Origin of the sequence: Pseudomonas sp. NBRC 111124 (assembly GCF_001320245.1) — a bacterium.
Lineage (GTDB): Bacteria > Pseudomonadota > Gammaproteobacteria > Pseudomonadales > Pseudomonadaceae > Aquipseudomonas.
Map to the genome: position 1 here is coordinate 12,753 of NZ_BCBA01000047.1, position 22,324 is coordinate 35,076.

Consider the following 22,324-nt stretch of genomic DNA (forward strand, 5'->3'; position numbering starts at 1 on the left):
CTATACAATGACTTCAATAGGACCATTGAGATTTACAATAATGACCACGCTGGAGTCCCTGCCGGAACCTAAGCTTCTGCAATTGTTCGAGGCGCTTTACCAGTGCCGCAGCGTGACCCGCGTCGCCGAGCAGCTAGGCCAGAGCCAACCGACCATCAGCATCTGGCTGGGGCGCCTGCGCGAGCAGTTGAACGACCCGTTGTTCGTGCGCACGCCGGGTGGCATGGCCCCTACCCCGCGGGCCGACCAGCTGATCGGGCCGTGCCGGGAAGTGCTGGAATCGCTGCGCCGCCTGACCGCCTGGGAACCGCAGTTCATGCCAGCCACCGCGCAGCGGCGTTTTCGCCTGTGTGTCAGCGATGCCAGCCATATCACCTTGCTGCCCAGCATCCTCAACCATCTGCGCAACCATGCCCCGGGCATTCGCCTGGAGGCGGCGCGGATCGATGGCAATACCGAGCGTGCGCTGGAGTCCGGTGAAGCGGACCTGGCCATCGGTTTTGTGCCCTGGCTGGGTGGCGGGATGTATCAGCAAGTCCTGTTCGAACAGGATTGGGTGTGCCTGAGCAACCTGCACCATCCACGCCTGGTCAACGGCATGAGCGCGGCGCAGTACCGTGCTGAAGGGCATGTGCAGATCAGTGCCGGGACCGGGCAGAAGCTGCTGGAGGCCGGCCTGGCGCGGGCCGGGATCGAGCGCCGGATCATGCTCGAACTGCCGGCATTTCTAGGCTTGGGTATGATTGTCGGGTCGACCGACCTGGTGGCGACCCTGCCGCGGCATATCGGCCAGACCCTCGCCGATATGCATGGGCTACAAGTGCATGACTGCCCGTTTGCGGTGGAAGGGTTCACGGTCAAGCAGCATTGGCATGCACGCTATCACCAGGACAGCGGCAATCGCTGGCTGAGAGAGGTCGTTCGAACCTTGTTCCAGTCAGGGCAGGCCTGACGTTCAAGCCTGCCCTAGGAAATCGGGCTGCCCATCAGTTTGGCCTGCAATTCCTCGATCTGCAGCAGCAGTTTCTGCTGCTCGACCTTGGCCGCGTGGATGTCTTCGAAAACGCTGATGAGGTAGTCGGCAGCGCCATCGACCTGGCGCTGGATGGAGGTCCGGACCCTGACCCACTTGTAGCTGCCATCACCGCAACGAACGCGTTTTTCGACAACGTAGCGGTTGATCGACCCAGCCAGCAGCTGGACCAGCAGGCTCAGGTTGGTCTGCAGGTCATCGGGGTGGGTGATCTGTTGGAAATTCAGCGCGCACAGATCCTGCTGGCTGTAGCCGAGCAACTCACACAAGCTGTCATTGACGCGCTGCAAGCGACCATCCAGATGAATGAAGGCGAGCGCGCCTTCGCTCAGTTCGAAGATCGAGCGGAACCGCTCTTCGCTGGTGCGCAGCGCCTCCTCCATCAGCTTGCGGGCGGTGTTGTCCATGCTGATGCCGACGATCTTGATCGGCCGGCCAGCAGCGTCGTGCACCACCGTCGCGCGCGACGAAATCCAGCGTACGCTGCCATCGGGCTGGGACATGCGGTAATCGTAATCGCAGTTTTCACCCGAGCGGATGATGCGGTCATACATTGCCTGCATCGCCTCGACATCCTCGTCGGGCAGGTGGCTCCAGAAGTCTTCGTTGGAGCTGATGGTCCAGCCGTAAACGTCCTGCACGTTCGGCGAGTAGGTCAGTTCGTCGCTGATCAGGTTCCATTCCCAGGTCACGATGCGCGCGGCTTCCTGGGCAAGCTTCATGCGTGCTTCGTTTTCCATGATCTCGGCGGCGTAACGTCGGCGCAGGTCGGTCATTGGCAGCTCGACGGGCTCCGCGTGCTGCACGCTGCTCAAGGCCTCTTGGCCATAGCGCAGCCAGATCCAGTTCACCCGCAGAAAGTCGGCCAGCTTGCGCAGGTTGTCGTAGTCGATTTCCCCGCCCTTGGTCCATTTGTGCACCGCGGTGCGGGAGATACCCAGGGCGGTACCGACTGCCTGTAGCGTCAGCTTGTTGTGTTCCAGCAATTCCTTGAGACGAAAGGCGAAGCTGTTTTCCTGCATGAGTAGGCGGTCCTGGGAGGGCTTGGCTGCCAGTATACACATCTGTCAACCGATGGATGACAGACGTGCCTGGCAGGCCCTCGGCCAGCATCCGGACTCAGAGGTCGATGACCAACCTTGAGCCACGTGCCCTGGAGACGCAGATCATCAAGGTCTGCTGGGACGCTTTCTCTTCATCGGAGAGGTACTGGTCGAAGTGCTCGGCTTCGCCCTCGAGGATGGCCGTTTCGCAGGTACCGCACACGCCTTCGCGGCACAGGCATTCGACCTGGGCGGCTTTGACGTTCTCGATGGCCTGGATGATGGTCATGCCCTCTTCGACCTGCAACTCGCGGCCGGACTTGCCGAGCACCAGGGTAAAGGCACCGCCGGTAGCCGGGGTGGCCGCGAACTGCTCGAAATGCACCCGGGCATCGGCGATGCCTGCGGCTTTGGCCCCCTCCACTACTGCATCAATCAAGGGCTTGGGGCCGCACACATAAACGTGTGCGTCGTCGCCCATGCCGGCAAACAGCGCCTGCAAGTCCAGACGACGCCCCAGGCTGTCGACGTAGACATTGACACTGGCCGCATGCGGGCCATCCACCAGTTGCCCGTGGAACGCGCCGTGATCGGGGCTGCGGAAGGCGTAGTGGAGCTCGTAAGGCGTGTCCCCGCCTTCCAGTTCGTGCAATTGCGAAAGGAAGGGCGTGATGCCGATGCCGCCGGCGATCATCACATGCCTGCCGGCCGCGGCATCGAGGCCGAACAGGTTGTTCGGCGTCGAGATGGTCAGTTCGCTGCCGACCTCTACCTGGCCATGCATGAAGGCCGAGCCGCCCTTCGATTGCTCTTCCAGGCGCACGCCGATCTGGTAGTGCGACAGGTCGCGCGGATCGCTCATCAAGGAATAGGCGTTGCTGAGGCCATCGGCCATCTTCACGATCACGTGGCTACCCCCGGTGAAGGCCGGCATGGGCTGGCCATCGGCGCGTGCAAGGGTGAAGCGCTTTATTTGTGGCGTCGCCTGTTCGACCTCGAGCACCCGCACACTGAACATCTCGTAAACACTGGCCATCTTGCACCTCAACTGCGCCTTGGGCGGCGGCCCCGCCGCCCGGGCATTGCTGCTTCGGATCAACTGTCCGAAATGAACGATAGGTTTGAACGACCCCGGCCTGCATGGCCGGGCCTGGGTCAGTCCAGGTGGGCAACTGCAATCAGGTTGTGGAAGTGAGCGATACCGTGCTCACTGATGCCGGAGCGCTCCTTGTCGACCATGATCCGCCCCTGGCCACGGTAGCCACGCGATTTCAGGCCTTTCTGCACGCTCTCGACCAGGCGCAGGTCTTCAGGGCGGAACACATCGCGGTACCAGTCGACCAGGACTTGCTGCTCCGGGGTGATGTCCTTGTTCAGGAAATAGATGTCGTAGTGCTGCAACGTGGTCTCGGCATCGACCGGGAATTCATAGATGCAGGTCATGAAGTTGGCTCCCGGCGGCACGTTGAACATGGTGCACGGCCACGCCCAGAAACCTGCAAAGGAAGGGTCGGTGACCGATTCGTCGACCTTGAACGACTGCTCGGACGACTTGGCGATGCCGTACTGCAGGGTCCAGTTGCCATGCAGCGTGTGCCCGTACTGGCCAACGTCTACCGAGTCGGCGAAGCTTGGGTGCGCCGGGCCGCAGTGGTAGCACTCCAGGTAGTTGTCGACGATCGACTTCCAGTTCGCCGGGGTGTGGCTGACAAAACGTGCCGCCAGTTGCAGGTCGTCGATGACGCTGCAGGCTTCGCGCATACGCTGCTGCAGGCCGGGCAGCTGGTCTTCCACGGAGCCGGCAGCATTGTCCATGTTGATGAAGATGAAGCCTGCATATTCCTCGACGCGCAGCTGGACCAGGCTGTAGTCCCCCTTGTCGAACGCCTCGACCTGATCGCAATTGCGCACATGGGTGAGGTCGCCGTCGAGCTTGAAGGTCCAGGCGTGGTACGGGCAGGCGATCACGTTCTTGGCCTTGCCGCTGCCTTCGAGCAACTGGTGGCCGCGGTGCGGGCACACGTTGTAGAAGGCGCGCAGCACGCTGTCGCGGCCACGGATGACGATGATGCTCTCGCCAATCACCTCGCGGGTGATGTAGGCGTTGTTCTCGGCCACTTCGCTGCGATGGCCGACGCAGATCCAGCTCTTGGCGAAGATCTGCTCCTTCTCGTGCTCGAAGACCTCCTTGTGGGTGTAAAACGTGGCCGGAATCGTGAACGCGTTCTCATGGTCGCGGCAGAAATCAGCGGGTAGGCGTTGGAACTTGGTCATCTCTTGTCTCCAGGCTGCGCATTGCGCATCTTGTAATTCATGGTTAACTGGCATCCGACAGTTAACAGGTCAGGCAAAAAAAAGCTGCAGCGGTGCCAACCGAGGGGCAAGGCGACACCGTGCAGGAAAGCATCAGGCCAACTCGGCGGCTGCAGGGGCTGGCGAGTCCACGTGACGGCCAGTTAAGACGTGCTCTTCGCGCAACAGGGCAGCGGCTTCTTCCTCGATACGGTGCGCCGGTACCGGGCCGTAGTCGGCCAGCATCCATTTGAAGAAGCCATAGACCTTGATCAGCAGGATCACGGTGAACGGAATGGCGGTGAGCACCACGGCCGTCTTCATGGTCGACAGCGACGCCTTGGCAAACAGCATGGCCAGCGGCACCAGGGTCAGGGTCACGCACCAGAACAGACGGTGGGTGGGCGACGGGTCCTCACCGTCCTGCAGGTTGCGGGTGCTGGTCGCGGCAACGGCATAGGCGGCAGCGTCCATGTGCGATGCGCAGAACACCGCCATGATGAACAGGTACACCGCCATGAACACCTTGCCCCATGGCAGGCCCATGATCACTGCTTCAACGGCACTTTCACCGCCGTGTTCGGTAAGGATCTTCGGCACATCGATGGCGCCGGTGATGAACTGGTGCATGCTGTAGCTTTCCAGCGCACCGAAGAAGAACCAGCAGCCGACGCTGCCGCCCATGATCAGCGCGAGCACCACTTCCTTGATCTGCCGACCGCGCGATACGCGGGTAACGAACATGGCCACGCCCGGTGCATACGACACCCACCACAGCCAGTAGAACACCGTCCAGTTGCGGGTGAATTCGCCTTCGCCGGCCGGGTCGGTGAACAGGCTCATGTGCACATAGTTCTGGATCATCAGGCCAATACCGTTGGCCGTGTTGTTGATGCTGAACTGGGTCGGGCCGACCAGCAGCACTACTGCGGCGAACACCAGCGCGCCATAGCAGACGATCTTGCTGAGTTTCTGCAGCCCGCCGTCGATGCCGATGTACGAGCTGAGCGAGAACAGCACCGCAATCACGCCAATCAGCATGACCTGGACGGTGAAGGTGTCAGGCGTACCCACCAGCCCCGACAGGCCGCGGGTCAGCGTCGATGCGGTGAGTGCCAGGGACACCGTCAGCGCGCCCATCATGGTCAGCAGAAAGATCAGGTCGACCAGCCGGCCCACAGGCCCGGTGGCCTTGAGCCCGGTGACCGCTTCGACCACCGAGGCCAGGTTCAGGCCGCTCTTCTTGCGTACATGGAAGTGGTAAGCCATGGCCAGCGAGGCCAGCGCATAGATCGACCAAGCGCTGATGCCCCAGTGGAAGAATGAATAGCCGACGCTGTATTCCAGCGCTTCACGCGACTGCGCGGCAATGTTCAGCCCAGGGGTCTGGTAGTAGTAGGCCCATTCCATCACGCCCCAGTAGAGGGTCGAGGAGCCCATGCCTGCGCAAATGAACATGAACACCCACGTCAGTGTTGCGTATTCCGGCTTGCCGGCGCCGAGGCGGATGTTGCCGTATTTGCTGAAGGCGATGCACAGCACGGCAATGGTGCTGGCGAAGATGAGCAATTGCACCGCAGTGCCAAAGGACCGGGTGGACCATTCGAACAGCTGATTGGCAGCAATGCCGGCCTGCTCGGGGAAGGCGGCCAGGCCGACCACCGTCAGCAGGACCGCGATCAGGCTCATGCTGATGAGGAACACATCAACCTTTTTGTTGAGGTAAGACATCAAGTGACTCCCAGGACGTTTTTGTTTTTTTGTCACATCCAACGCAGGCTCGGGATGACGATACTGTCCTTAGCAGTTTAACCACTGGTTAACTGAAATCCCTTGGTTAACAGTCTGCGGACAATTTTTACGTTTCGCAAGCGCCTTTCATCCTCGGCCGGGGTATGCGCCAGGAGGATGAAAACGAAGTCGAGCGGTCAGAAAAGGATAATCAGCGGATTTGCGCCGAAAAACAGCGAATAGATAGCAAACCGAGGCCGCCTCCGATCAGAAGCGGCCGCATAGGTTACTTGCTGGCGATCGACTGGCTCGCCAGCGGGCAGCTCTGGGCATTGAGAAAGCGCGATTTCTTCAGCCAGTCCTGTTGCGGGTAATAGGCAAACACATAGCTGCCGCGTTGCAGCGTGTCGATCAGCTTGCCGGCAATGGCCGGCCGCACGGCTGGGCAGCCCTGGCTGCGCCCCAGTCGACCAAGGCCCGGCACGACCTTGGGGTCGGCATAGGCAGCGGCATGCATCACGATCGCCCGCGACATGCTGTTGTCGTTGTAGCCCGGCTCCAGCCCCTGCAGGCGCAGCGATCGGCCGTGCTTGCCGCTGTAGGTCTGGCCGGTTTCATACAGGCCGATGGAAGACTGGTAGCTGTTCGGCGCGTTGGAGAACGTCGTCGGTCTATCGGCGCCGCTGTTCTTGCCGTGGGCGACCCACTCCTCGAACAACAGTTTGCGCGCGCGCAGGTCGAACACCCACAGGCGTTTGTCACGCGAGGCCTTGGAGTAATCGATCACCGTCAGTAACTTGTCCCCCTCGCTGTGGCTGGCACAGGCATAGGCAGTCAGTGCCAGGTCCAGGGTCGACAGGCTGGCATTGGGCGCCAGTTGCTGCAGCTCGGCGGCGGTGGGCAGGGCTTGCGCGTGGGCGGCTTGCCAGGCGCTGAGGAAAAACAGGCCAAAACTGGCCAGTGAGAGCCGAACGGCTCCCCGCAAGGGTTCGAACATCGACATGGTTACCCCAGTAAAGGCCTGTCAGCAAAAAGTCAGCTGGCTTGCGGCCAAAAGCCACCACTTTGCTTGAATTTTTCGGGATTGCCGATCATTTCTTGACCAATGGCTTAACTTCTTCACGCTCGTCAGTGCTGATCACCGTGAATTTGCCGTCGCTGCGGGTATCCCGGGTGGATGCCCAATCGGTGATCACCAGCATCGTGCCAACGTCCATCGCCGCACGCAGGTGATGCCGGAATTCCGGGTTGATGTTCAATTGCCCCAGTTGCTCATAGGGGGTATCCCCGTACTCCGGGTTGCTCACCCCCACCACCGACCAACGTAAGGGTAGTGCACCATCGAGCGCCAGGGCGGATGGCTTTTGCAGCAGCGAAAACACCGCCATGCCACTGCGATGCTTGCTGCTTTCAAGGGAGAGTGCCGGCGCCGAGCCAATCAGCTGGCCCCCGCGATACACGTAGGCGCGCAGGTCGGCGCGGCTGACCAGGATCGACAGCGGCCCTGCCGTCGGGTCTGGGTCGTTCCAGAACTGCTGGTTGCTCAAGACCAACGGGCCCTGGGCCTTGCCTGCGCTGACCGTAGGCGCCAGCACGCCGGGGTGGTTGACCTCCACCGGTGCACTGTGGGTATCGGAGACGATGACGGTGGTCGAACTGAAGCCGGTGACCTCATACAATTTCTTGGCAAACTCCAGCGGCAGCCGCACGCAACCATGGGAGGCCGGGTAACCCGGCAGATGGCCCGCGTGCAGGGCGATGCCGTCCCAGGTCAGGCGCTCCATGTAGGGCATCGGTGCGCTGTTGTAGAGGCTGGATTTGTGCTCGACCTTCTTCTGCAGAATGCTGAAGACCCCGGTGGGGGTTTCCCGCCCTGCCTTGCCGCTGCTCACGGTGCTGACGCCAATGGCGATGCCATTGCGGTAAACGTAGGCCCGTTGCTCGGTGAGGCTGACCACCACCGTCACCGGCCCTGCCGGCGAGACCTGCGGGTACCAGAGAAACTGGCCAGGCTTGAGGCTGTCGAGCTGGCTCCTGAGTGCGGCCGGGGTGGGCACCTGCAGCGGCGCCGCGTCGACCAGGGAGACGGCAAGCAACAGACCCAGCGCGAGCGGTACATGCAACATCGAACTCATCCTCATGGCATCCTGCGGTAACAACTGCGCACAAAAACGTGCACAAATTTCCCACTTCAAAGCGTAATCCACAACGCAAAAAACGGCGAAAAAACGCGGAGGCCGTGTAACTTGGTGCGTCCATGGGTTGGTACGAATCTTGTTTGTATACAAATACCAACAATAAAAGTACACAACCATCACGGAGTCCCGATGGCGTCGATTTCCCGTTCCGATGTTGGCCAGCTTGGCGATCGCCCCGCCGAGACCGCTGAATCCCGTCAGCTGCAGCTGAGCCCGCGCCTGTACAGTAGCGACCTCGCACCGACCCGCGCGGCCAACCGCACCTGGGGGCGCTACAGCCTGTTTGCGCTGTGGACCAACGATGTGCACAACATCGCCAACTATACCTTCGCCATCGGCCTGTTCGCCCTGGGCATGAGCGGCGCGCAGATTCTTGCCGCCTTCGCCCTCGGTGCGTTGCTGATCTACGGCTTGATGAACCTGTCCGGCTACATGGGGCAGAAGACCGGCCTGCCCTACCCCGTCATGTGCCGGATCAGCTTCGGCATCCACGGCGCACAGATCCCGGCATTGATCCGCGCGGTGATCGCCATCGCCTGGTTCGGCATTCAGACTTACCTCGCTTCAGTCGTACTGCGTGTGCTGCTCACCGCCATCGCCCCGGACCTCAAGCCTTACGACCAGGATTCGTTCCTCGGCCTGTCAACCCTGGGCTGGGTCACCTTCCTCGGCATCTGGTGCGTGCAGGTGGCGATCTTCGCCTACGGCATGGAGATGGTGCGCCGCTTCGAATCCATCGCCGGGCCGATCATCCTGGTCGCCTTCAGCGGCCTGGCGGGCTGGATGTACTGGCGCAGCGGCCTGTCGATTGCCTGGTCCAGCGGCAACGCCCCAACCGGCTCCGGCATGTGGCTGAAAGTGCTCGGCGCCGCCGCGCTGTGGGTCTCGCTGTACGGCACCATGATCCTCAACTTCTGCGATTTCACGCGTAACTGCCCGGACCGACGCACCATCAGCGTTGGCAACTTCTGGGGCCTGCCGGTGAACATGCTCGGCTTCGCACTGATCGCCGTGGTGCTCGCCGGTGCGCAGTTCAGCATCGACGGCAAGCTGGTGCAGAGCCCGAGCGAAATCGTCGCCGCCATCCCCAACACCGCCGGCCTGGTGCTGGCCTGCCTGGCCTTCCTGCTGGTGACCGTGGCGGTGAACATCATGGCCAACTTCGTCGCCCCAGCCTTCGTGCTGACCAACCTGGCGCCGAAGGTCCTGAACTTCCGCCGCGCGGGCCTGCTGAGCGCGACCATCGCGGTGCTGATCCTGCCCTGGCACCTGTACAACAGCCCGTCGGTGATCGTGTACTTCCTCGGCGGCCTGGGCGCCCTGCTCGGCCCGCTGTACGGCATCATGGTCACCGACTATTACCTGGTACGCCGCAGCCGGGTGAACCTCCCGGAGCTGTACAGCGAAAGCCCGCAGGCCGCCTACCATTATCAGGGTGGGGTAAACCTGCGTGCCGTGGCGGCGTTCATCCCGGCCTCGCTGATCGCCATCCTGCTGGCGCTGGTGCCGGCATTCGAGACGCTGTCGCAGTTCTCCTGGTTCTTCGGCGCGGGCCTTGGCGGGTTGATCCACTATGCTATCGCCAACCGCAGTGCCCGGTATCAGGACGTGTCTGGCGAAAGCATCGCCGTGGACGCTGCGCACCATTGATCAGGGCCGGTGAAGCAGGTGGCTGCCTTGAGTTTAGAGGTGAGGCTTAGATCGAGCGCCGCGCGGGCGGCGCTCGGTCATACAGGCGCTGCGAACTCAATGGCGAAAAGAGACGATCAGGAAGCCAGCACCTGCTCTCGCCGCCGCACCGGTACCTCGAACCGCTGCGGTTGCTGCCAGGCCAGCTGCGCCTGCACCTGTTCAGCGGCGTCCATCACCTTCTGTGCCCAGCTGTCATCTTCCGGGTTGACCACCACCACGCGGAAGCCGTGGTCATAGCCCTCGATGCCGACCCCTTCGGAGTCATCGACGTGCAAGTCGATATCGAAGGCCGGTGGGTACTTCGAGGGGGCATTCTCAAGCGAGTGCAGCGACAGGACGTGCTGGTGACGGTCGCTGTTGACCACACCGTCGACGTGAATACCGTAGAGCATCAGCCAGCGGCGGATGTAGGCCGGCGTGCGGCCCGACGAGGTATAGATCCAGATGCTGCAGCCCTGGCGGCGCAGGTCGCGGATCAGCGAACGCGTGCCGCTGCGCAGCGGTTCGCCCAGCCAGCGGTGGACGAACGCCGGCAGCTTGCTGTGTTCTTCATCGGCGTGGTGCGGCAGGCACGCGAGCGTGTCATCGATATCGAAGGAAATGCGCATCTGCGGGCGTTTGAATCTGCGCCCGATGGCCTGCCACGCACGTCGCCCGCCAGCCTTGCCTTGTTCCAGCATCGAATACCTTTCCATCATCGGCTCCCCTGACGGGCCCGTGCGCAGGTGCCGGGCAGGAAGAACTTTTCGGGTTCAGGCGCCTTCGCTTCAAGGAAGGCCGCGTACTTTTTCTTGATCTTGGGCAGTTCGTACAACGCTTTCACACCATGCTTGGCAGAGTTGCGAATGACCGACGACGGGTTGAAGTAGCCCTCGGCGTTGTCCAGCGTCAGCACGAACGGCGGCAGCCCGGCGCGCATCAGCAGATAGCTGACGATGAGCGACCCCGTTCGATTGTTCCCTTCGATGAACAACTGCGGCTTGCTGAGGATACGTACATAAACGCCGGCGGCGCGCTTCCAGATCGACTCGCTGCGGTACGAGCAATACCAGTTGTACAGGTCCTTGATGCCGCCTTCCACGTTGTTGAAAAAGCGTGCCTCGGTGGCCGCGAGGTGTGGGGCGAACTCGCGGCGGCGCGCCGGGTCGCTGCCGCACAGCACGGTGGCGTTGATCTCCAGCATCAGGTTCAGCTGCTGCAGGTCGAACAAGTCCACACCCCGCGCGACATAGTCGTCAATCAGGGCATAGCCTTCAAGCACATTGAGCAGCACCTCGTCGGTGAACGGATCACGCGGTTCGGTAAAATGCTGGCTGAGCTCGGCAAAACGGCCCTGCACCTCGCGCAGTGCGCGCTCTACCGCTTGCAGGTCAAGACGACATGTCGCATCCATTGGTAATCTCTTGAAACAGTACAACGGTGACAGCGCCCCACCCCGCTCGGCCTTCCTGGCCTGCGGGGCGGGGCACCTGGCGGGTGCCGGCTGTATCAGCTGAACTTGCCGCTGATGTAGTCACTGGTCAGTTGTTCACGCGGATTCTGGAAGATCTGCGTGGTCGGGCCCATCTCCACCAGGTAACCGGTACGGGTGCCCTGGGAGATGTCGACGGAAAAGAACGCGGTGGTGTCAGCCACACGGATCGCCTGCTGCATGTTGTGGGTCACCAGGGCGATGGTGTAGTCCTTCTTAAGCTCGACCATCAGCTCTTCCACACGGCGGGTGGCGATCGGGTCGAGTGCCGAGCACGGCTCGTCGAGCAGCAGTACTTCCGGCTCGGTGGCGATGGCGCGGGCGATGCACAGGCGTTGCTGCTGGCCGCCAGACAACGACAGGCCGCTGACCTTGAGCTTGTCCTTCACCTCATCCCACAGTGCCGCGCCTTGCAGGGCGTGCTTGACGCGGTCACCGATGTCGCCCTTGTAGCGGTTCAGGCGCAGGCCGAAGGCGACGTTGTCGAAGATGCTCATCGAGAACGGGTTCGGCTGCTGGAACACCATGCCGATGTAGCGGCGCACCACGACCGGGTCCACGCCTTTGCCGTAGACATCCTGACCAAGGAAGTGCACATGGCCTTCGAAGCGGAAGCCTTTGACCAGGTCGTTCATGCGGTTGAGGCTGCGCAGCACGGTACTCTTGCCGCAGCCCGACGGGCCGATGAAACCGGTAATCTCGTTCTTGCGGATCGGCACATGGCTGTCACGCACGGCCATGAAGTTGCCGTAGAAAATCTTGTCCAGCTTGCAGTCCATGACGATTGGCGCTTCGCTGACCATGGGAGCGGCTCTCTGTGCAGTTGATACGTTCACGGTCGAATGCTCCCTTTCTCAATACTTGGGCTTGCCGAAAATACGGCTCAGAATGTTGACTACCAGCACGATCATCACCAACACCAGCGAGGCCGCCCAGGCGAGCTCCAGCTGGTTGTCGAACGGCATGCCGGAGAAGTTGTAGATCAGTACGGCAAGCGATGCCGTGGGGTTCATGACGGCCAGGCTGCCGTCGTGGTAGATCCAGTAGTTGCTGAACAGTGCGGTGAACAGCAGCGGCGCGGTTTCGCCTGCGGCGCGGGCCACGGCCAGCATCACGCCAGTGAGGATGGCTGGCATGCCGGTTGGCAGGACGATCTTCCAGATCACCTGGGCGCGGGTGCAGCCCATGCCGTAGGCGGCGTCCTTCATGATCTTTGGCACCATCTTCATGGCTTCTTCAGCGGTCAGCACGACGATCGGCAGCATCAGTACCGCCAGCGCCACACCACCGGCCGGGGCCGAGTAGGTGCCAGTGGTCATCACCACCAGGGCGTAGGCGAATACACCGGCGAGGATCGACGGCAGGCCAGTGAGCATTTTTGCGGCAAAGCGCGAGGCGTTGGCCAGCTTGCTGTCAGGGCCGAGCTCGGCGAGGAACACCGCTGCCAGGATGCCGACCGGCACCGCGATGGCTGCAGCGATGCCGACCATGACGAAGGTACCGGCCAGGGCGTTACCGAAACCACCGCCCATCTCGAAACCGGTGGGTGGCAATTCGGTGAACACTTCCAGGCTCAGGCGCGCGCCGCCGCGGGTGATCAGCATGTACAGCACGGAAATCAGCGGCACGCTGGCCAGCAGGGCCACGCACCAGACCGTGGAGGTCAGCACCAGGCTGCGCAGGGCGCGGCCTTCGAAGCGACGCTGCAGGCTGGGCAAGGCAGTCGTTGCTGCAGAGAGGTCAGTCATTATTTGTTACCCCGCTGGGCGTAGAGCATGATCATCGAACCGAACACGTTCACCAGCAACGTGATGAACATCAGGACCAGGGCGGCGTACATCAGCACCTCGATCTCGTTCGGCCCGGCTTCCGGGAAGTTCAGCGCCAGCAAGGCTGCCAGGGTGTTGGCCGGGGCAAACAGGGACAGGGTGATGGTGTTGGCGTTACCCACCAGCATCGCCAGGGCCATGGTTTCGCCCAGTGCGCGGCCAAGGCCCAGCACCAGCGAGCCGAAAATGCCGGTAGCGGCCGACGGCACCATCACCTTGAGGATGGCTTCCCAATGGGTGGTGCCCATGCCGTAGGCCGCCTGCTTGGTCTTCATTGGTACGCTGGTCAGCGCATCCTGGGAAACCGCGGCAATGGTCGGCAGGATCATGATCGCCAGCACCAACGCCGCCGGCAGCAGGCCGGGGCCACTCAGGGAGGTGCCAAAGAACGGGATCCAGCCCAGCTCGCTGTTCAGCCAGGCGGTCAGCGGCCGGATGGCCGGAATCACCACATAGATGCCCCACAGGCCGTAGACGACGCTGGGGATAGCGGCAAGCAGCTCGACGATGGTGCGAAACACCGCGGCAAGCCTTGCCGGCAAGAAATCCTGGGTAAGGAAAATGGCCATGCTGACGCCGAAGAAACCGGCGATCAACAAGGCGATCAGGGCGCTGTAAAGCGTGCCCCAGATGGCGGGCAGAATGCCGTATTTGCCCTGATTGACGTCCCACACACTGCCGAACAGCACGTCGAAACCGTGCTTTTCCATTCCTGGAAGTGCCTTGCGTCCTACTTCGTATACCAACGCGAAAACCAGCGCGAGAATCAGCACCACACCGATGCGTGCAAGGGCACGGAAGGTGCGGTCGACTAGGATGTCCCTGGTGGACGGTGGCTGGCACGCGGAGTCTGGGTTATCCGGTATGGCAAAAGGTGTGTTCATTTAGCTGATTCCGGGACTGGGGGCAAACACCCCCGGCACGGTTGTCACACCATGCCGGGAGCGCCTGAAGGTATTACTGGATGCTTTGCGACGCTTTGCGCACTTCGGCAACAACCGATTCCGGCAGCGGGATGTAACCCATCGAGTCGGCGATCTTCTGACCGTGGGTCAGGCCGTACTCGACCATGTCACGCATGGCCTTGGCCTTTTCCGGGCTGCCGTTGTCCTTGCGGAAGATCATCCAGGTGTAGGAAGTGATCGGGTAGGACTTGGCACCTTCCGGGTCTGGCAGGTGAGCGATCAGGTTTTCCGGCATTTTCACCGCAGCCAGTGCTTCGGCACCGCTTTCGGCGTTCGGCACGACGTAGTGGCCGGCCTTGTTTTCCAGCTCGGCGAAGTCGACCTTGGCCAGCTTGGCGAAGCCGTATTCGATGTAGCCGATGGCGCCCGGGGTCTGGCGAACGGTGGCGGTCACGCCGTCGTTCTTCGGCGACTTGATGAACTTGTCGGTGGCTGGCCAGTTGACCGTGTTGCCTTCACCCAGGTCTTTCTTGAAGTCGGCGTTGATGGCCGACAGGTGCTTGGTGAACACAGCGTTGGTACCGCTGGAGTCGGCACGCACGACCACGGTGATCGGCAGCTCAGGCAGCTTCAGGCCTGGGTTGGCCTTGACGATCTGTGGGTCGTTCCACTGGGTGATCTTGCCCAGGAAGATGTTGGAGTACACATCGCGTGGCAGTTTCAGGCCTTTCGGGTTGCCCGGCAGGTTGTAGGCCAGGACGATTTCACCGGCGGTCATCGGCAGCAACTGCACGCCTTCACCGACCTTGGCAATGTCTGCTTCGCTCATGGCCGAGTCGCTGGCGGCGAAGTCGACGGTCTTGTTCAGGAAGTCCTGAACGCCTGCCCCGCTCCCCTTGGACTGGTAGTCGACGGTGACGCCAGCAGTGTTCTTGCTGAAGTCCTTGAACCAGGTCAGGTAGATCGGTGCAGGGAAACTGGCGCCGGAACCGGTCAGGCGAACGTTGTCTGCGGCAAAGGCCGAAGTGGCGCTAAGCGAGACGGCAACAGCGAGTGCAGCAGACTTCATCAGGCGTATCATGGAAAAAGCGCTCCGTGTGATGGCCGACACACTTTGCAGCAGCTGTGTTACAGCTTTGTGACTGTTGAATGGCAGTGAACCCTTCAACCCCCTCTAGAATGGGGCACACAGTCAGCGGGCTGTCATTCCTTGGTAACCAAATGTGAATGGCGACGTTGCCGCCACCCAGCCTGCCCTGATGATGAAGCGCTGCAACTGGCCGAGGTCAGAGCGCCATGACCATTTCATGCCAGGCCATGCCACCGTGGTCCGAGAGCGAAGGCCGCACATACTGGTAGCCCATCTTGCGGTACAGCTCGACGTGCTGTTCCTTGCACATGAGGTGGATGGTCTGTTTGCCCTGGGCCTGCATGCGGCTGATGAACTCGCTCATCAGCCGCTTGGCGTAACCCTTGCCCTGATGGGCCGTGTCCACCACCACCGACATGATCACCACGTTCGGCGCCTGCGGGTCGTGGCCGACCAGTTCCTTGAAGGCCTCGTCGGACATCACCACTTCATGGGCGCAGCCGCTATTGATGAAGCCGACAATGCCATGGGGGTCTTCGAGTAGCAGAAAGCCCTCAGGGTATTGGCTGATGCGCGTGCGGATCTTCTCCAGCGTGGCCGCTTCGTCACCCTCGTAGGCACCGATTTCAATCGCGAAGCAGCGCTCGGCGTCACCGATGACAGGTTGGCGGAAAGTCATGTTGCTCATAGGCAGGCCTGCGTAAATGAAAGGATGATGGCGATAGGGTAATTGAGTCAGGCCGCAAACCCCTCATGCTTTTCAAGGACTCTCACGGAACGCTTGCTGCGCCCTGCCCTCCCATGTTCACGCAGGGCGAACGGCGCACTGCCCATTCACATCCGCAGGAGTGGCTCTCGTGAAAAAGATCCTGATGGTGCTCACCTCGCACGACCAGCTGGGCGACACCGGCAAGAAAACCGGCTTCTGGCTGGAGGAATTCGCCGCACCCTACTACGTGTTCATCGACGCCGATATCGACGTCACCCTCGCTTCACCCAAAGGTGGCCAGCCTCCGCTGGACCCGAAAAGCGACGAACCGGAAGCGCAAACCGAAGCCACCCGGCGCTTCGCCAGCGACACCGAGGGGCAGATGGCACTGGCCGACACCGTGCCGCTGGGCGAAATCGACCCGTACCAGTTCGATGCAGTGTTCTACCCCGGTGGCCACGGGCCGCTGTGGGACCTGGCCGAAGACAAGGACTCGATCACCTTGCTCGAAGCCTTCTATGCGTCCAACAAGCCGATAGCTGCGGTGTGCCATGCACCCGGCGTGCTGAAGCACGTCAAGGCGCCAGATGGCCATTCGGTGGTCAAAGGCAAGCGAGTAACCGGGTTCACCAACAGTGAAGAAGAGGCGGTCGGGCTGACCCAGGTCGTGCCATTCCTGGTCGAAGACATGCTCAAGGCCACCGGCGCCGACTACGCCAAGGCGGCAGACTGGGCTAGCCATGTGATCGAGGACGGCCACCTGATCACCGGCCAGAACCCTGCCTCATCCGAGGCGGCGGCCAAGGCCTTGCTCAAGCGCCTGGCGCAAGAGCCAGGGGCTTGAGCCATCGGCGCAACCAGCCCGCTTCTGCATCGCAGAAGCGGGCCGGCAAGGGAGGGTGATGGCGATCACTGGGTGAAGCCCAACCCGGCGGACAGGTCGGCGCCCTCGGGTTTGCGTTCGGCCTGTGCCGACGCGGGCCCTCCCGCCTCGTCCAGCGCCTGCCCGACCGCCGCCTTCACCTCGTTGCCCTTGCCTTTCAGGGTGTCGGTCAAGCGGTCACTGCTGGGTCCCATCAGCTCATCCTCCTTACGTGTACTCGGCAATGCCGCCCCCAACGCCGCGCCCAGCGCGATCCCCAAGGCCGCCATCACCAGCGGTTGCTCGCGCAGCAGCTGATCGACCTGCCCCTTCAACGCCGTGGTCTGGTCGGCCACCTTGTGCGCAGAATCGCGCAACCTGTCGCTGGAGGCCCCCAGGGTCGCGCGCGCCCCGCTGCCAAGTTCACTGGCCCGGTCACGTGCGTCATGGGCCTTCATGCGGGCCGTCTGGCTGGCATCGTGCACCGCCTCTGCGGCATGCGCGAACGCACCTTTGAGCGTGTCGACCGCCTCGCCGACCTTGTCACCCAAACCCGGGCCTTGATGGGCAGGCCCAGGGTTGAACGGGCGGTTCTGGTTCAGCCCCAGCCAGGCCAGGCCGAGTACCGTGAGGGAAGCGGGAACGGGGTTGTTCTTGAGGGTGGTGCCGAGGTTCTGGAAAAATTCGCCGCCATTGCCCTTGGCATAGGCCAACACCCGGTCGACCATCTGCCCAGGGCTCAAGCGCTGCTCCAGGGCATCTACCAGGTCGCTGATGTGCTCGCGCCTGGCATTGATTTCCTGCTCGAGCAGGTCGGGGTCCTTTTGCGCATCATGTTCGAAGGACGTGGTCATGGCAATTTCCTCTTCAATGTTTCCTGGTCCTGCTGCATGGCATGCATGGCACGGTCAGGGGCCAGGTGGGCAGGCTCGAACTGCTTCTTGCCCGACTGCAGCATGATGAAGCCGATCACCACCGTCACCGCGCCCACGATCAGTGCCGCCAGCCACGGCTGCACGACCAGTGCCAAGGCGTATACCGCGGCCAGCAGAAGGATGATGAAGCCTGCCAGCACCACGATTGCGCCTGCCGCCACGGCAGCCGTGCCGGCCTTCAGGGTCGCCAGGTTCTGCTGCAACTCGGCCTTGGCCAGGGCCAGTTCCTGGGTGAACAGCGCTGGCACCTCGCGCATCAGCTGGCGCAACAGGCCTCCGACGCCGACCGCCTCCTCTTCCGGTGTGTGCAAGCCCGGGGTGGTATGGAAAGGATCCTTGTTCATCATTCGCCTCCTTTGAGCGGGTCACGCTCGAACGGGCCACCGGCGACCGGCGTGCCGGCACCGACGCCGATGGGATCGACCGGGGTAAAAGGTTCGCGAGTGGATACATCGCTGCCCTTGTCTGGGGTTACCCCTTGCGCCGGGCGGGGTTCGCTGACGTTGCCAGACGGCGCATCAGCGGCGGTAGCTGCGCTGGCACTGGCGCGTATGAAGCGCGACATGGCAAAGCCGATCGCAACGCTGCCGGCGAGAAACAGCGCCGGGTTGTCGCGGGCCAGTTGCGCGCCCCGGTGCAGCAGTGTTTCGGCGCTTTCATGGCGCACCTGCTCGGCAAAGTTGCCTACGCATTCGGCCGCCTGGCTCAGGTAATGCGAAAGGCCGAGGCTGTCGTTGCCTTCCAGCGCCGACGCCGCCGAGCGGGCGCCCTCCTTCAGCGAGTCGAGCTGATCGGCTGCGCTATCACGGTAGTGCTCGAACTGCTCGCCGCCCTTTTGCCTGGCCTCGCCAAGCAACGCGCCCGCGTCGTCGGCAATGGCATGCACAGGGTCTTGGCCAGGTGGCGATGTGGCACTCTGATCGGTCTTGTCCATCGTTACGCCCTCGAAGCTGGGTGATTGAGCGAATGCCGCTTTGTCGGGCATTCATTCGAGGGACGCGGCCAGTTCGGCGGGAGTTCAGCCTGAGTGATCTATAACATTCGCCTTGCGGTCTAAACAAACCAGCCCCTCTGAACATCGCGTCAACAACCCCAGCAGCGGCTTTGTGCGCCCGCGAACCCGCGGTTCACAGCGGCCAGGCGGGCGCTGTCGGTGGGCTGGCGTGACACAATCTGAACTTTACCTCTCGATTTTGCCTACCTTGCATAGACTGTGTAGACCACCTTCCTGTACAGGAGTTGAATCGATGAGAGCTTTGACTTATCACGGTCCCCAGGATGTCAGGGTCGACAACGTGCCTGATCCGGTCATCCAGCAGGATGACGACATGATTCTGCGGGTGACGACTACGTCCATCTGCGGGTCCGATCTGCACCTTTACCACGGTAAGATCTCGCAGACCGAACCCGGCGACATCTTTGGCCACGAGTTCATGGGCATCGTCGAGGAAACCGGCCCCGGGGTCAGCAACGTGCAGGTGGGTGATCGCGTGGTGATTCCTTTCGTGATCGCCTGCGGCAGTTGTTACTTCTGCCAGCTCAAACTGTTCGCCGCCTGTGAAACCACCAACACCGACCGGGGCGCCATCGTCAACAGGAACGGCATGCCGCCTGGGGCCGCGCTGTTTGGCTTCAGCCATCTGTATGGCGGTGTGCAGGGCAGCCAGGCCGAGTATGTGCGCGTACCCAAGGCCAACTTCGGCCCGTTCAAGGTGCCTGCGGCCATCAGCGACGAAAAAGCGCTGTTCCTTTCCAATACCCTGCCCACCGCGTGGCAGGCGGTCATCAATGCGCAGGTCGGCCCGGGCTCGACGGTCGCCATCTACGGCGCCGGGCCGGTCGGCCTGCTGAGCGCCGCGTGCGCGCGCATGCTCGGCGCGCAGACGATCTTCATGGTCGACGGCAACGACTACCGCCTGGACTTCGCCCGCGACGCCTACGGCGTGGTGCCGATCAACATCGACCAGGATGATGACCCAGCCGTCAGCATCATTCACCTCACACCTGGCAGGCGCGGGGTGGATGCGGTGATTGATGCAGTGGGGTTCGAAGCCAAGGGCAGCACCGCTGAATCGCTGTTGACCACGTTCAAGATCGAAGGCAGCAGGGACAAGGCGCTGCGCCAGAGCATCACCGCGGTGCGCCGGGGCGGGGTGGTCAGCGTGCCCGGCGTTTACTCCGGCTTCATCCATGGCCTGCAGTTCGGTGATGCCTTCGACAAGGGCCTGACCTTCAAGATGGGCCAGACCCACGTGCACAAATACCTCCCCGAACTGCTCGAACACATCGAAGCCGGGCGCTTGCAGCCTGAGCTGATCACCAGTCACCGCCTGGCCCTGGAAGAAGCTCCAATGGGCTACAAGATGTTCGACCAGAAGCGCGACGAATGCCGCAAGGTCATCCTGGTACCTGGCGCCGCGCCTGGCACGCTGGGCAACGACGCTCACCTGGCGAGGTAGTGCGCCGGTACACCCTGCAGCCGGGCTGAATGCCCGGCTACAGGGGCAGGTATTCAGCGCCGGGTTTTCGCTTCGGCGTCGTCCAGGCGCTGGTTGATCTGGCGGGTCTGTTCTTCCTGCTCCTTGACGGAGGTGGGCGTGATGGCCTTGTCCACCGCTTCGGTATCCGGGTCCGGGCGCTCGAGCACCGGGCCCGACACCTGCTCCCCATGCTGCGCCTCTTCAGAAGAAAGCGACCGCGGGACTTTATCGCCGGTCTTGCCGTCATCAGCTTTCATGGGCCTCTCCTCGCTTCACTGTGTGTTCTTTAATGAGCCCGACGGCGGCAAAAAAGTTTGATCCGATTGATCGTAGTGCCACTGGCGCAATCAGATTGAACAGCCACTGCGCAGCCGCTGCCTGAACGGGACAACGCCTGCAGAGGACCCCGCCATGATCGACCCGACACACCCCGACCCTTACGTCGACGAAATACCCCACAACCCGGGCGAACCCGTGCCCAAACCGGAACCGGAGCAAGAGGCGCCTGAATGGCCCGAAGGCCAGGTGCCGCCGGAGGAGCAGTCCGACGGTTGACACCAGGATGACCACCCAAGCCCTGCAGCCGCCAAGCGATGCCTCGGCACGGGAGCGCCGGTACAGCACCGATATCCCGGCCCGCCTCGACCGCCTGGCGTGGACGCGATTTCATACGCTGCTGGTCCTGGCACTGGGCATCACCTGGCTGCTCGACGGCCTTGAAGTCACCCTGGCGGGCTCGGTAGCCGGCGCGCTGAAAGCCAGCCCGGCCCTGGCCATGAGCACGACCGAGATCGGCCTGGCGGGTGCCACCTACATCGCCGGTGCGGTACTCGGCGCGCTGTTCTTCGGCTGGCTGACCGACCGCCTGGGGCGGCGCAAGCTGTTCTTCATCACCCTGTTCCTGTACGTCGGCGCCACAGCGGCCACCGCGTTTTCCTGGAGCCTGTGGAGCTTTCTGCTGTTCCGCTTCTTCACCGGCGCCGGCATCGGCGGCGAGTACACGGCAATCAACTCAACCATCCAGGAGTTCACCCCGGCGCGTTATCGCGGCTGGGTCGACCTGACCATCAACGGTACCTTCTGGCTCGGCGCCGCACTGGGCGCGGTGGGCGCCGTGATTCTGCTCGACCCGGCAGTAGCCGGCGGCGACCTGGGCTGGCGCCTGTGCTTCGGCATCGGCGCGCTGCTCGGCCTGTTGATCATGCTGATGCGCCTGTGGATCCCGGAGAGCCCACGCTGGCTGATGATCCACAACCAGCCGCAAGCAGCCGAGCGCATCGTCGCCGACATCGAACGCCACTACCACGAACGCGGGGTCGAGCTACCTCCCTTGCGGGCAACGCCCCTGCGCCTGCGCGCACGCGACCATACGCCGCTTCGCGAAGTGTTCCACAGCCTGTTTGTCGAGCATCGCCGCCGCGCACTGGTTGGCCTGACCCTGCTCAGCGCACAGGCATTCTTCTACAACGCCATCTTCTTCACCTATGCACTGGTACTCACCGATTTCTACGGCGTGCCGCCTGGCAAGGTGGGTTGGTACATCCTGCCCTTCGCGCTTGGCAACTTCTGCGGCCCGCTGCTGCTGGGCAGGCTGTTCGATGTGGTCGGCCGACGCATCATGATCAGCTCGACCTACCTGGTTTCAGGCGTGCTGCTGGCCGTCAGCGGCTACCTGTTCCAGCAGCAGCTGATCGACGTGACCCAGCAGACCCTGGCCTGGATGGTGATTTTCTTTTTCGCCTCGGCGGCGGCCAGTTCGGCCTACCTCACCGTGGCAGAAACCTTCCCGCTGGAAATCCGCGCACTCGCCATCGCCGTGTTCTACGCATTCGGCACTGGCCTGGGTGGCTTGATCGGGCCGACCTTGTTCGGCGCACTGATCGCAAGCGGCCAGCGCATCAATGTGCTGTACGGTTACCTGATCGGCGCCGCCCTGATGATCATTGCTTCCCTGGTCCAAGCCTTGTGGGGCGTGGCGGCCGAGCGGCGTTCACTGGAACACGTGGCCAGGCCGCTGTCGCAGGTCGATGATCGGTGAGTCACCGCCTGTCCGA

At 62.4% G+C, this 22,324-nt stretch carries 23 protein-coding genes; 6 read left to right on the forward strand and 17 right to left on the reverse strand.

Annotation, left to right across the window (positions count from 1 at the left end; all coding sequences use genetic code 11):
• Nucleotides 1-40 precede the first annotated feature (40 nt).
• The gene (locus tag APH28_RS18800; RefSeq protein WP_060511978.1) at nucleotides 41-952 is read left to right on the forward strand and encodes a LysR family transcriptional regulator; all 912 of its coding nucleotides are present in this window, start codon (nucleotides 41-43) and stop codon (nucleotides 950-952) included.
• A gap of 14 nt (nucleotides 953-966) precedes the next feature.
• Here APH28_RS18800 and APH28_RS18805 read toward each other — a convergent pair whose 3' ends face one another.
• From APH28_RS18805 to APH28_RS18830, 6 genes are all read right to left on the reverse strand, one after another.
• Nucleotides 967-2,055, reverse strand: a complete 1,089-nt coding sequence (locus tag APH28_RS18805; protein WP_060511980.1) for a helix-turn-helix transcriptional regulator — start codon at nucleotides 2,053-2,055, stop codon at nucleotides 967-969.
• A gap of 97 nt (nucleotides 2,056-2,152) precedes the next feature.
• Nucleotides 2,153-3,112, reverse strand: coding sequence for a PDR/VanB family oxidoreductase (locus APH28_RS18810; protein ID WP_060511982.1), 960 nt, complete (start codon nucleotides 3,110-3,112; stop codon nucleotides 2,153-2,155).
• A 119-nt stretch (nucleotides 3,113-3,231) separates the two neighbouring features.
• The gene (locus tag APH28_RS18815) at nucleotides 3,232-4,350 is read right to left on the reverse strand and encodes an aromatic ring-hydroxylating dioxygenase subunit alpha (protein WP_060511984.1); all 1,119 of its coding nucleotides are present in this window, start codon (nucleotides 4,348-4,350) and stop codon (nucleotides 3,232-3,234) included.
• A gap of 132 nt (nucleotides 4,351-4,482) precedes the next feature.
• Nucleotides 4,483-6,099 carry a BCCT family transporter gene (locus APH28_RS18820; protein WP_060511986.1) on the reverse strand — a complete coding sequence of 539 codons (1,617 nt, stop codon included), beginning with the start codon at nucleotides 6,097-6,099 and terminating at the stop codon, nucleotides 4,483-4,485.
• A 286-nt stretch (nucleotides 6,100-6,385) separates the two neighbouring features.
• The gene (locus APH28_RS18825; protein ID WP_371263100.1) at nucleotides 6,386-7,096 is read right to left on the reverse strand and encodes a murein L,D-transpeptidase catalytic domain family protein; all 711 of its coding nucleotides are present in this window, start codon (nucleotides 7,094-7,096) and stop codon (nucleotides 6,386-6,388) included.
• Nucleotides 7,097-7,190: 94 nt separating this feature from the next.
• Nucleotides 7,191-8,225 (reverse strand): L,D-transpeptidase, encoded by a 1,035-nt coding sequence (locus tag APH28_RS18830; protein ID WP_060512100.1) that lies wholly within the window; start codon nucleotides 8,223-8,225, stop codon nucleotides 7,191-7,193.
• Nucleotides 8,226-8,426: 201 nt separating this feature from the next.
• Between APH28_RS18830 and APH28_RS18835 the strand changes: the two genes are divergently transcribed.
• Entirely contained in the window at nucleotides 8,427-9,947 is a 1,521-nt protein-coding gene (locus APH28_RS18835; RefSeq protein WP_060511990.1) for an NCS1 family nucleobase:cation symporter-1, read from the forward strand.
• A gap of 116 nt (nucleotides 9,948-10,063) precedes the next feature.
• On the opposite strand, the gene APH28_RS18840 is transcribed toward APH28_RS18835, so the two are convergent.
• From APH28_RS18840 to APH28_RS18870, 7 genes are all read right to left on the reverse strand, one after another.
• On the reverse strand, nucleotides 10,064-10,684 hold the full coding sequence (locus APH28_RS18840) for a hypothetical protein (RefSeq protein WP_060511992.1): 621 nt from the start codon (nucleotides 10,682-10,684) through the stop codon (nucleotides 10,064-10,066).
• Complete coding sequence (locus APH28_RS18845) at nucleotides 10,684-11,382, reverse strand: hypothetical protein (RefSeq protein ID WP_060511994.1); 699 nt, start codon at nucleotides 11,380-11,382, stop codon at nucleotides 10,684-10,686. The genes APH28_RS18840 and APH28_RS18845 overlap by 1 nt, the downstream gene beginning before the upstream one ends.
• Nucleotides 11,383-11,477: 95 nt before the next feature.
• Nucleotides 11,478-12,263: a phosphate ABC transporter ATP-binding protein PstB gene (gene pstB / locus APH28_RS18850; protein WP_027918791.1), complete on the reverse strand. Its 786-nt coding sequence runs from the start codon at nucleotides 12,261-12,263 to the stop codon at nucleotides 11,478-11,480.
• A gap of 51 nt (nucleotides 12,264-12,314) precedes the next feature.
• Nucleotides 12,315-13,208: a phosphate ABC transporter permease PstA gene (gene pstA / locus APH28_RS18855; protein ID WP_060511996.1), complete on the reverse strand. Its 894-nt coding sequence runs from the start codon at nucleotides 13,206-13,208 to the stop codon at nucleotides 12,315-12,317.
• On the reverse strand, nucleotides 13,208-14,173 hold the full coding sequence (gene pstC / locus APH28_RS18860) for a phosphate ABC transporter permease subunit PstC (RefSeq protein ID WP_060511998.1): 966 nt from the start codon (nucleotides 14,171-14,173) through the stop codon (nucleotides 13,208-13,210). Before pstC ends, pstA begins: the two co-directional genes overlap by 1 nt.
• A gap of 73 nt (nucleotides 14,174-14,246) precedes the next feature.
• Nucleotides 14,247-15,275 (reverse strand): phosphate ABC transporter substrate-binding protein PstS, encoded by a 1,029-nt coding sequence (gene pstS / locus APH28_RS18865; RefSeq protein ID WP_060511999.1) that lies wholly within the window; start codon nucleotides 15,273-15,275, stop codon nucleotides 14,247-14,249.
• A gap of 205 nt (nucleotides 15,276-15,480) precedes the next feature.
• Entirely contained in the window at nucleotides 15,481-15,972 is a 492-nt protein-coding gene (locus APH28_RS18870) for a GNAT family N-acetyltransferase (protein ID WP_060512002.1), read from the reverse strand.
• Between the two features lie 184 nt (nucleotides 15,973-16,156).
• Between APH28_RS18870 and APH28_RS18875 the strand changes: the two genes are divergently transcribed.
• Nucleotides 16,157-16,837, forward strand: a complete 681-nt coding sequence (locus APH28_RS18875; RefSeq protein WP_060512101.1) for a type 1 glutamine amidotransferase domain-containing protein — start codon at nucleotides 16,157-16,159, stop codon at nucleotides 16,835-16,837.
• A gap of 65 nt (nucleotides 16,838-16,902) precedes the next feature.
• On the opposite strand, the gene APH28_RS18880 is transcribed toward APH28_RS18875, so the two are convergent.
• The 3 genes from APH28_RS18880 to APH28_RS18890 are packed head-to-tail and all read right to left on the reverse strand — an operon-like array spanning nucleotide 16,903 to nucleotide 18,724.
• Nucleotides 16,903-17,709 carry a DUF3618 domain-containing protein gene (locus APH28_RS18880; protein WP_060512004.1) on the reverse strand — a complete coding sequence of 269 codons (807 nt, stop codon included), beginning with the start codon at nucleotides 17,707-17,709 and terminating at the stop codon, nucleotides 16,903-16,905.
• Entirely contained in the window at nucleotides 17,706-18,134 is a 429-nt protein-coding gene (locus APH28_RS18885; RefSeq protein WP_082432337.1) for a phage holin family protein, read from the reverse strand. The genes APH28_RS18880 and APH28_RS18885 overlap by 4 nt, the downstream gene beginning before the upstream one ends.
• Nucleotides 18,134-18,724, reverse strand: a complete 591-nt coding sequence (locus APH28_RS18890; protein ID WP_060512008.1) for a hypothetical protein — start codon at nucleotides 18,722-18,724, stop codon at nucleotides 18,134-18,136. The genes APH28_RS18885 and APH28_RS18890 overlap by 1 nt, the downstream gene beginning before the upstream one ends.
• Before the next feature lie 313 nt (nucleotides 18,725-19,037).
• On the opposite strand from APH28_RS18890, the gene APH28_RS18895 reads away from it, so the two are divergent.
• Nucleotides 19,038-20,249, forward strand: coding sequence for a zinc-dependent alcohol dehydrogenase (locus APH28_RS18895; RefSeq protein ID WP_060512009.1), 1,212 nt, complete (start codon nucleotides 19,038-19,040; stop codon nucleotides 20,247-20,249).
• A 53-nt stretch (nucleotides 20,250-20,302) separates the two neighbouring features.
• Here APH28_RS18895 and APH28_RS18900 read toward each other — a convergent pair whose 3' ends face one another.
• Nucleotides 20,303-20,527, reverse strand: coding sequence for a hypothetical protein (locus APH28_RS18900; protein WP_060512011.1), 225 nt, complete (start codon nucleotides 20,525-20,527; stop codon nucleotides 20,303-20,305).
• A gap of 154 nt (nucleotides 20,528-20,681) precedes the next feature.
• On the opposite strand from APH28_RS18900, the gene APH28_RS28700 reads away from it, so the two are divergent.
• Entirely contained in the window at nucleotides 20,682-20,825 is a 144-nt protein-coding gene (locus APH28_RS28700) for a hypothetical protein (protein ID WP_156340925.1), read from the forward strand.
• 7 nt (nucleotides 20,826-20,832) lie between these two features.
• Entirely contained in the window at nucleotides 20,833-22,308 is a 1,476-nt protein-coding gene (locus APH28_RS18905) for an MFS transporter (RefSeq protein ID WP_060512014.1), read from the forward strand.
• Nucleotides 22,309-22,324 lie beyond the last annotated feature (16 nt).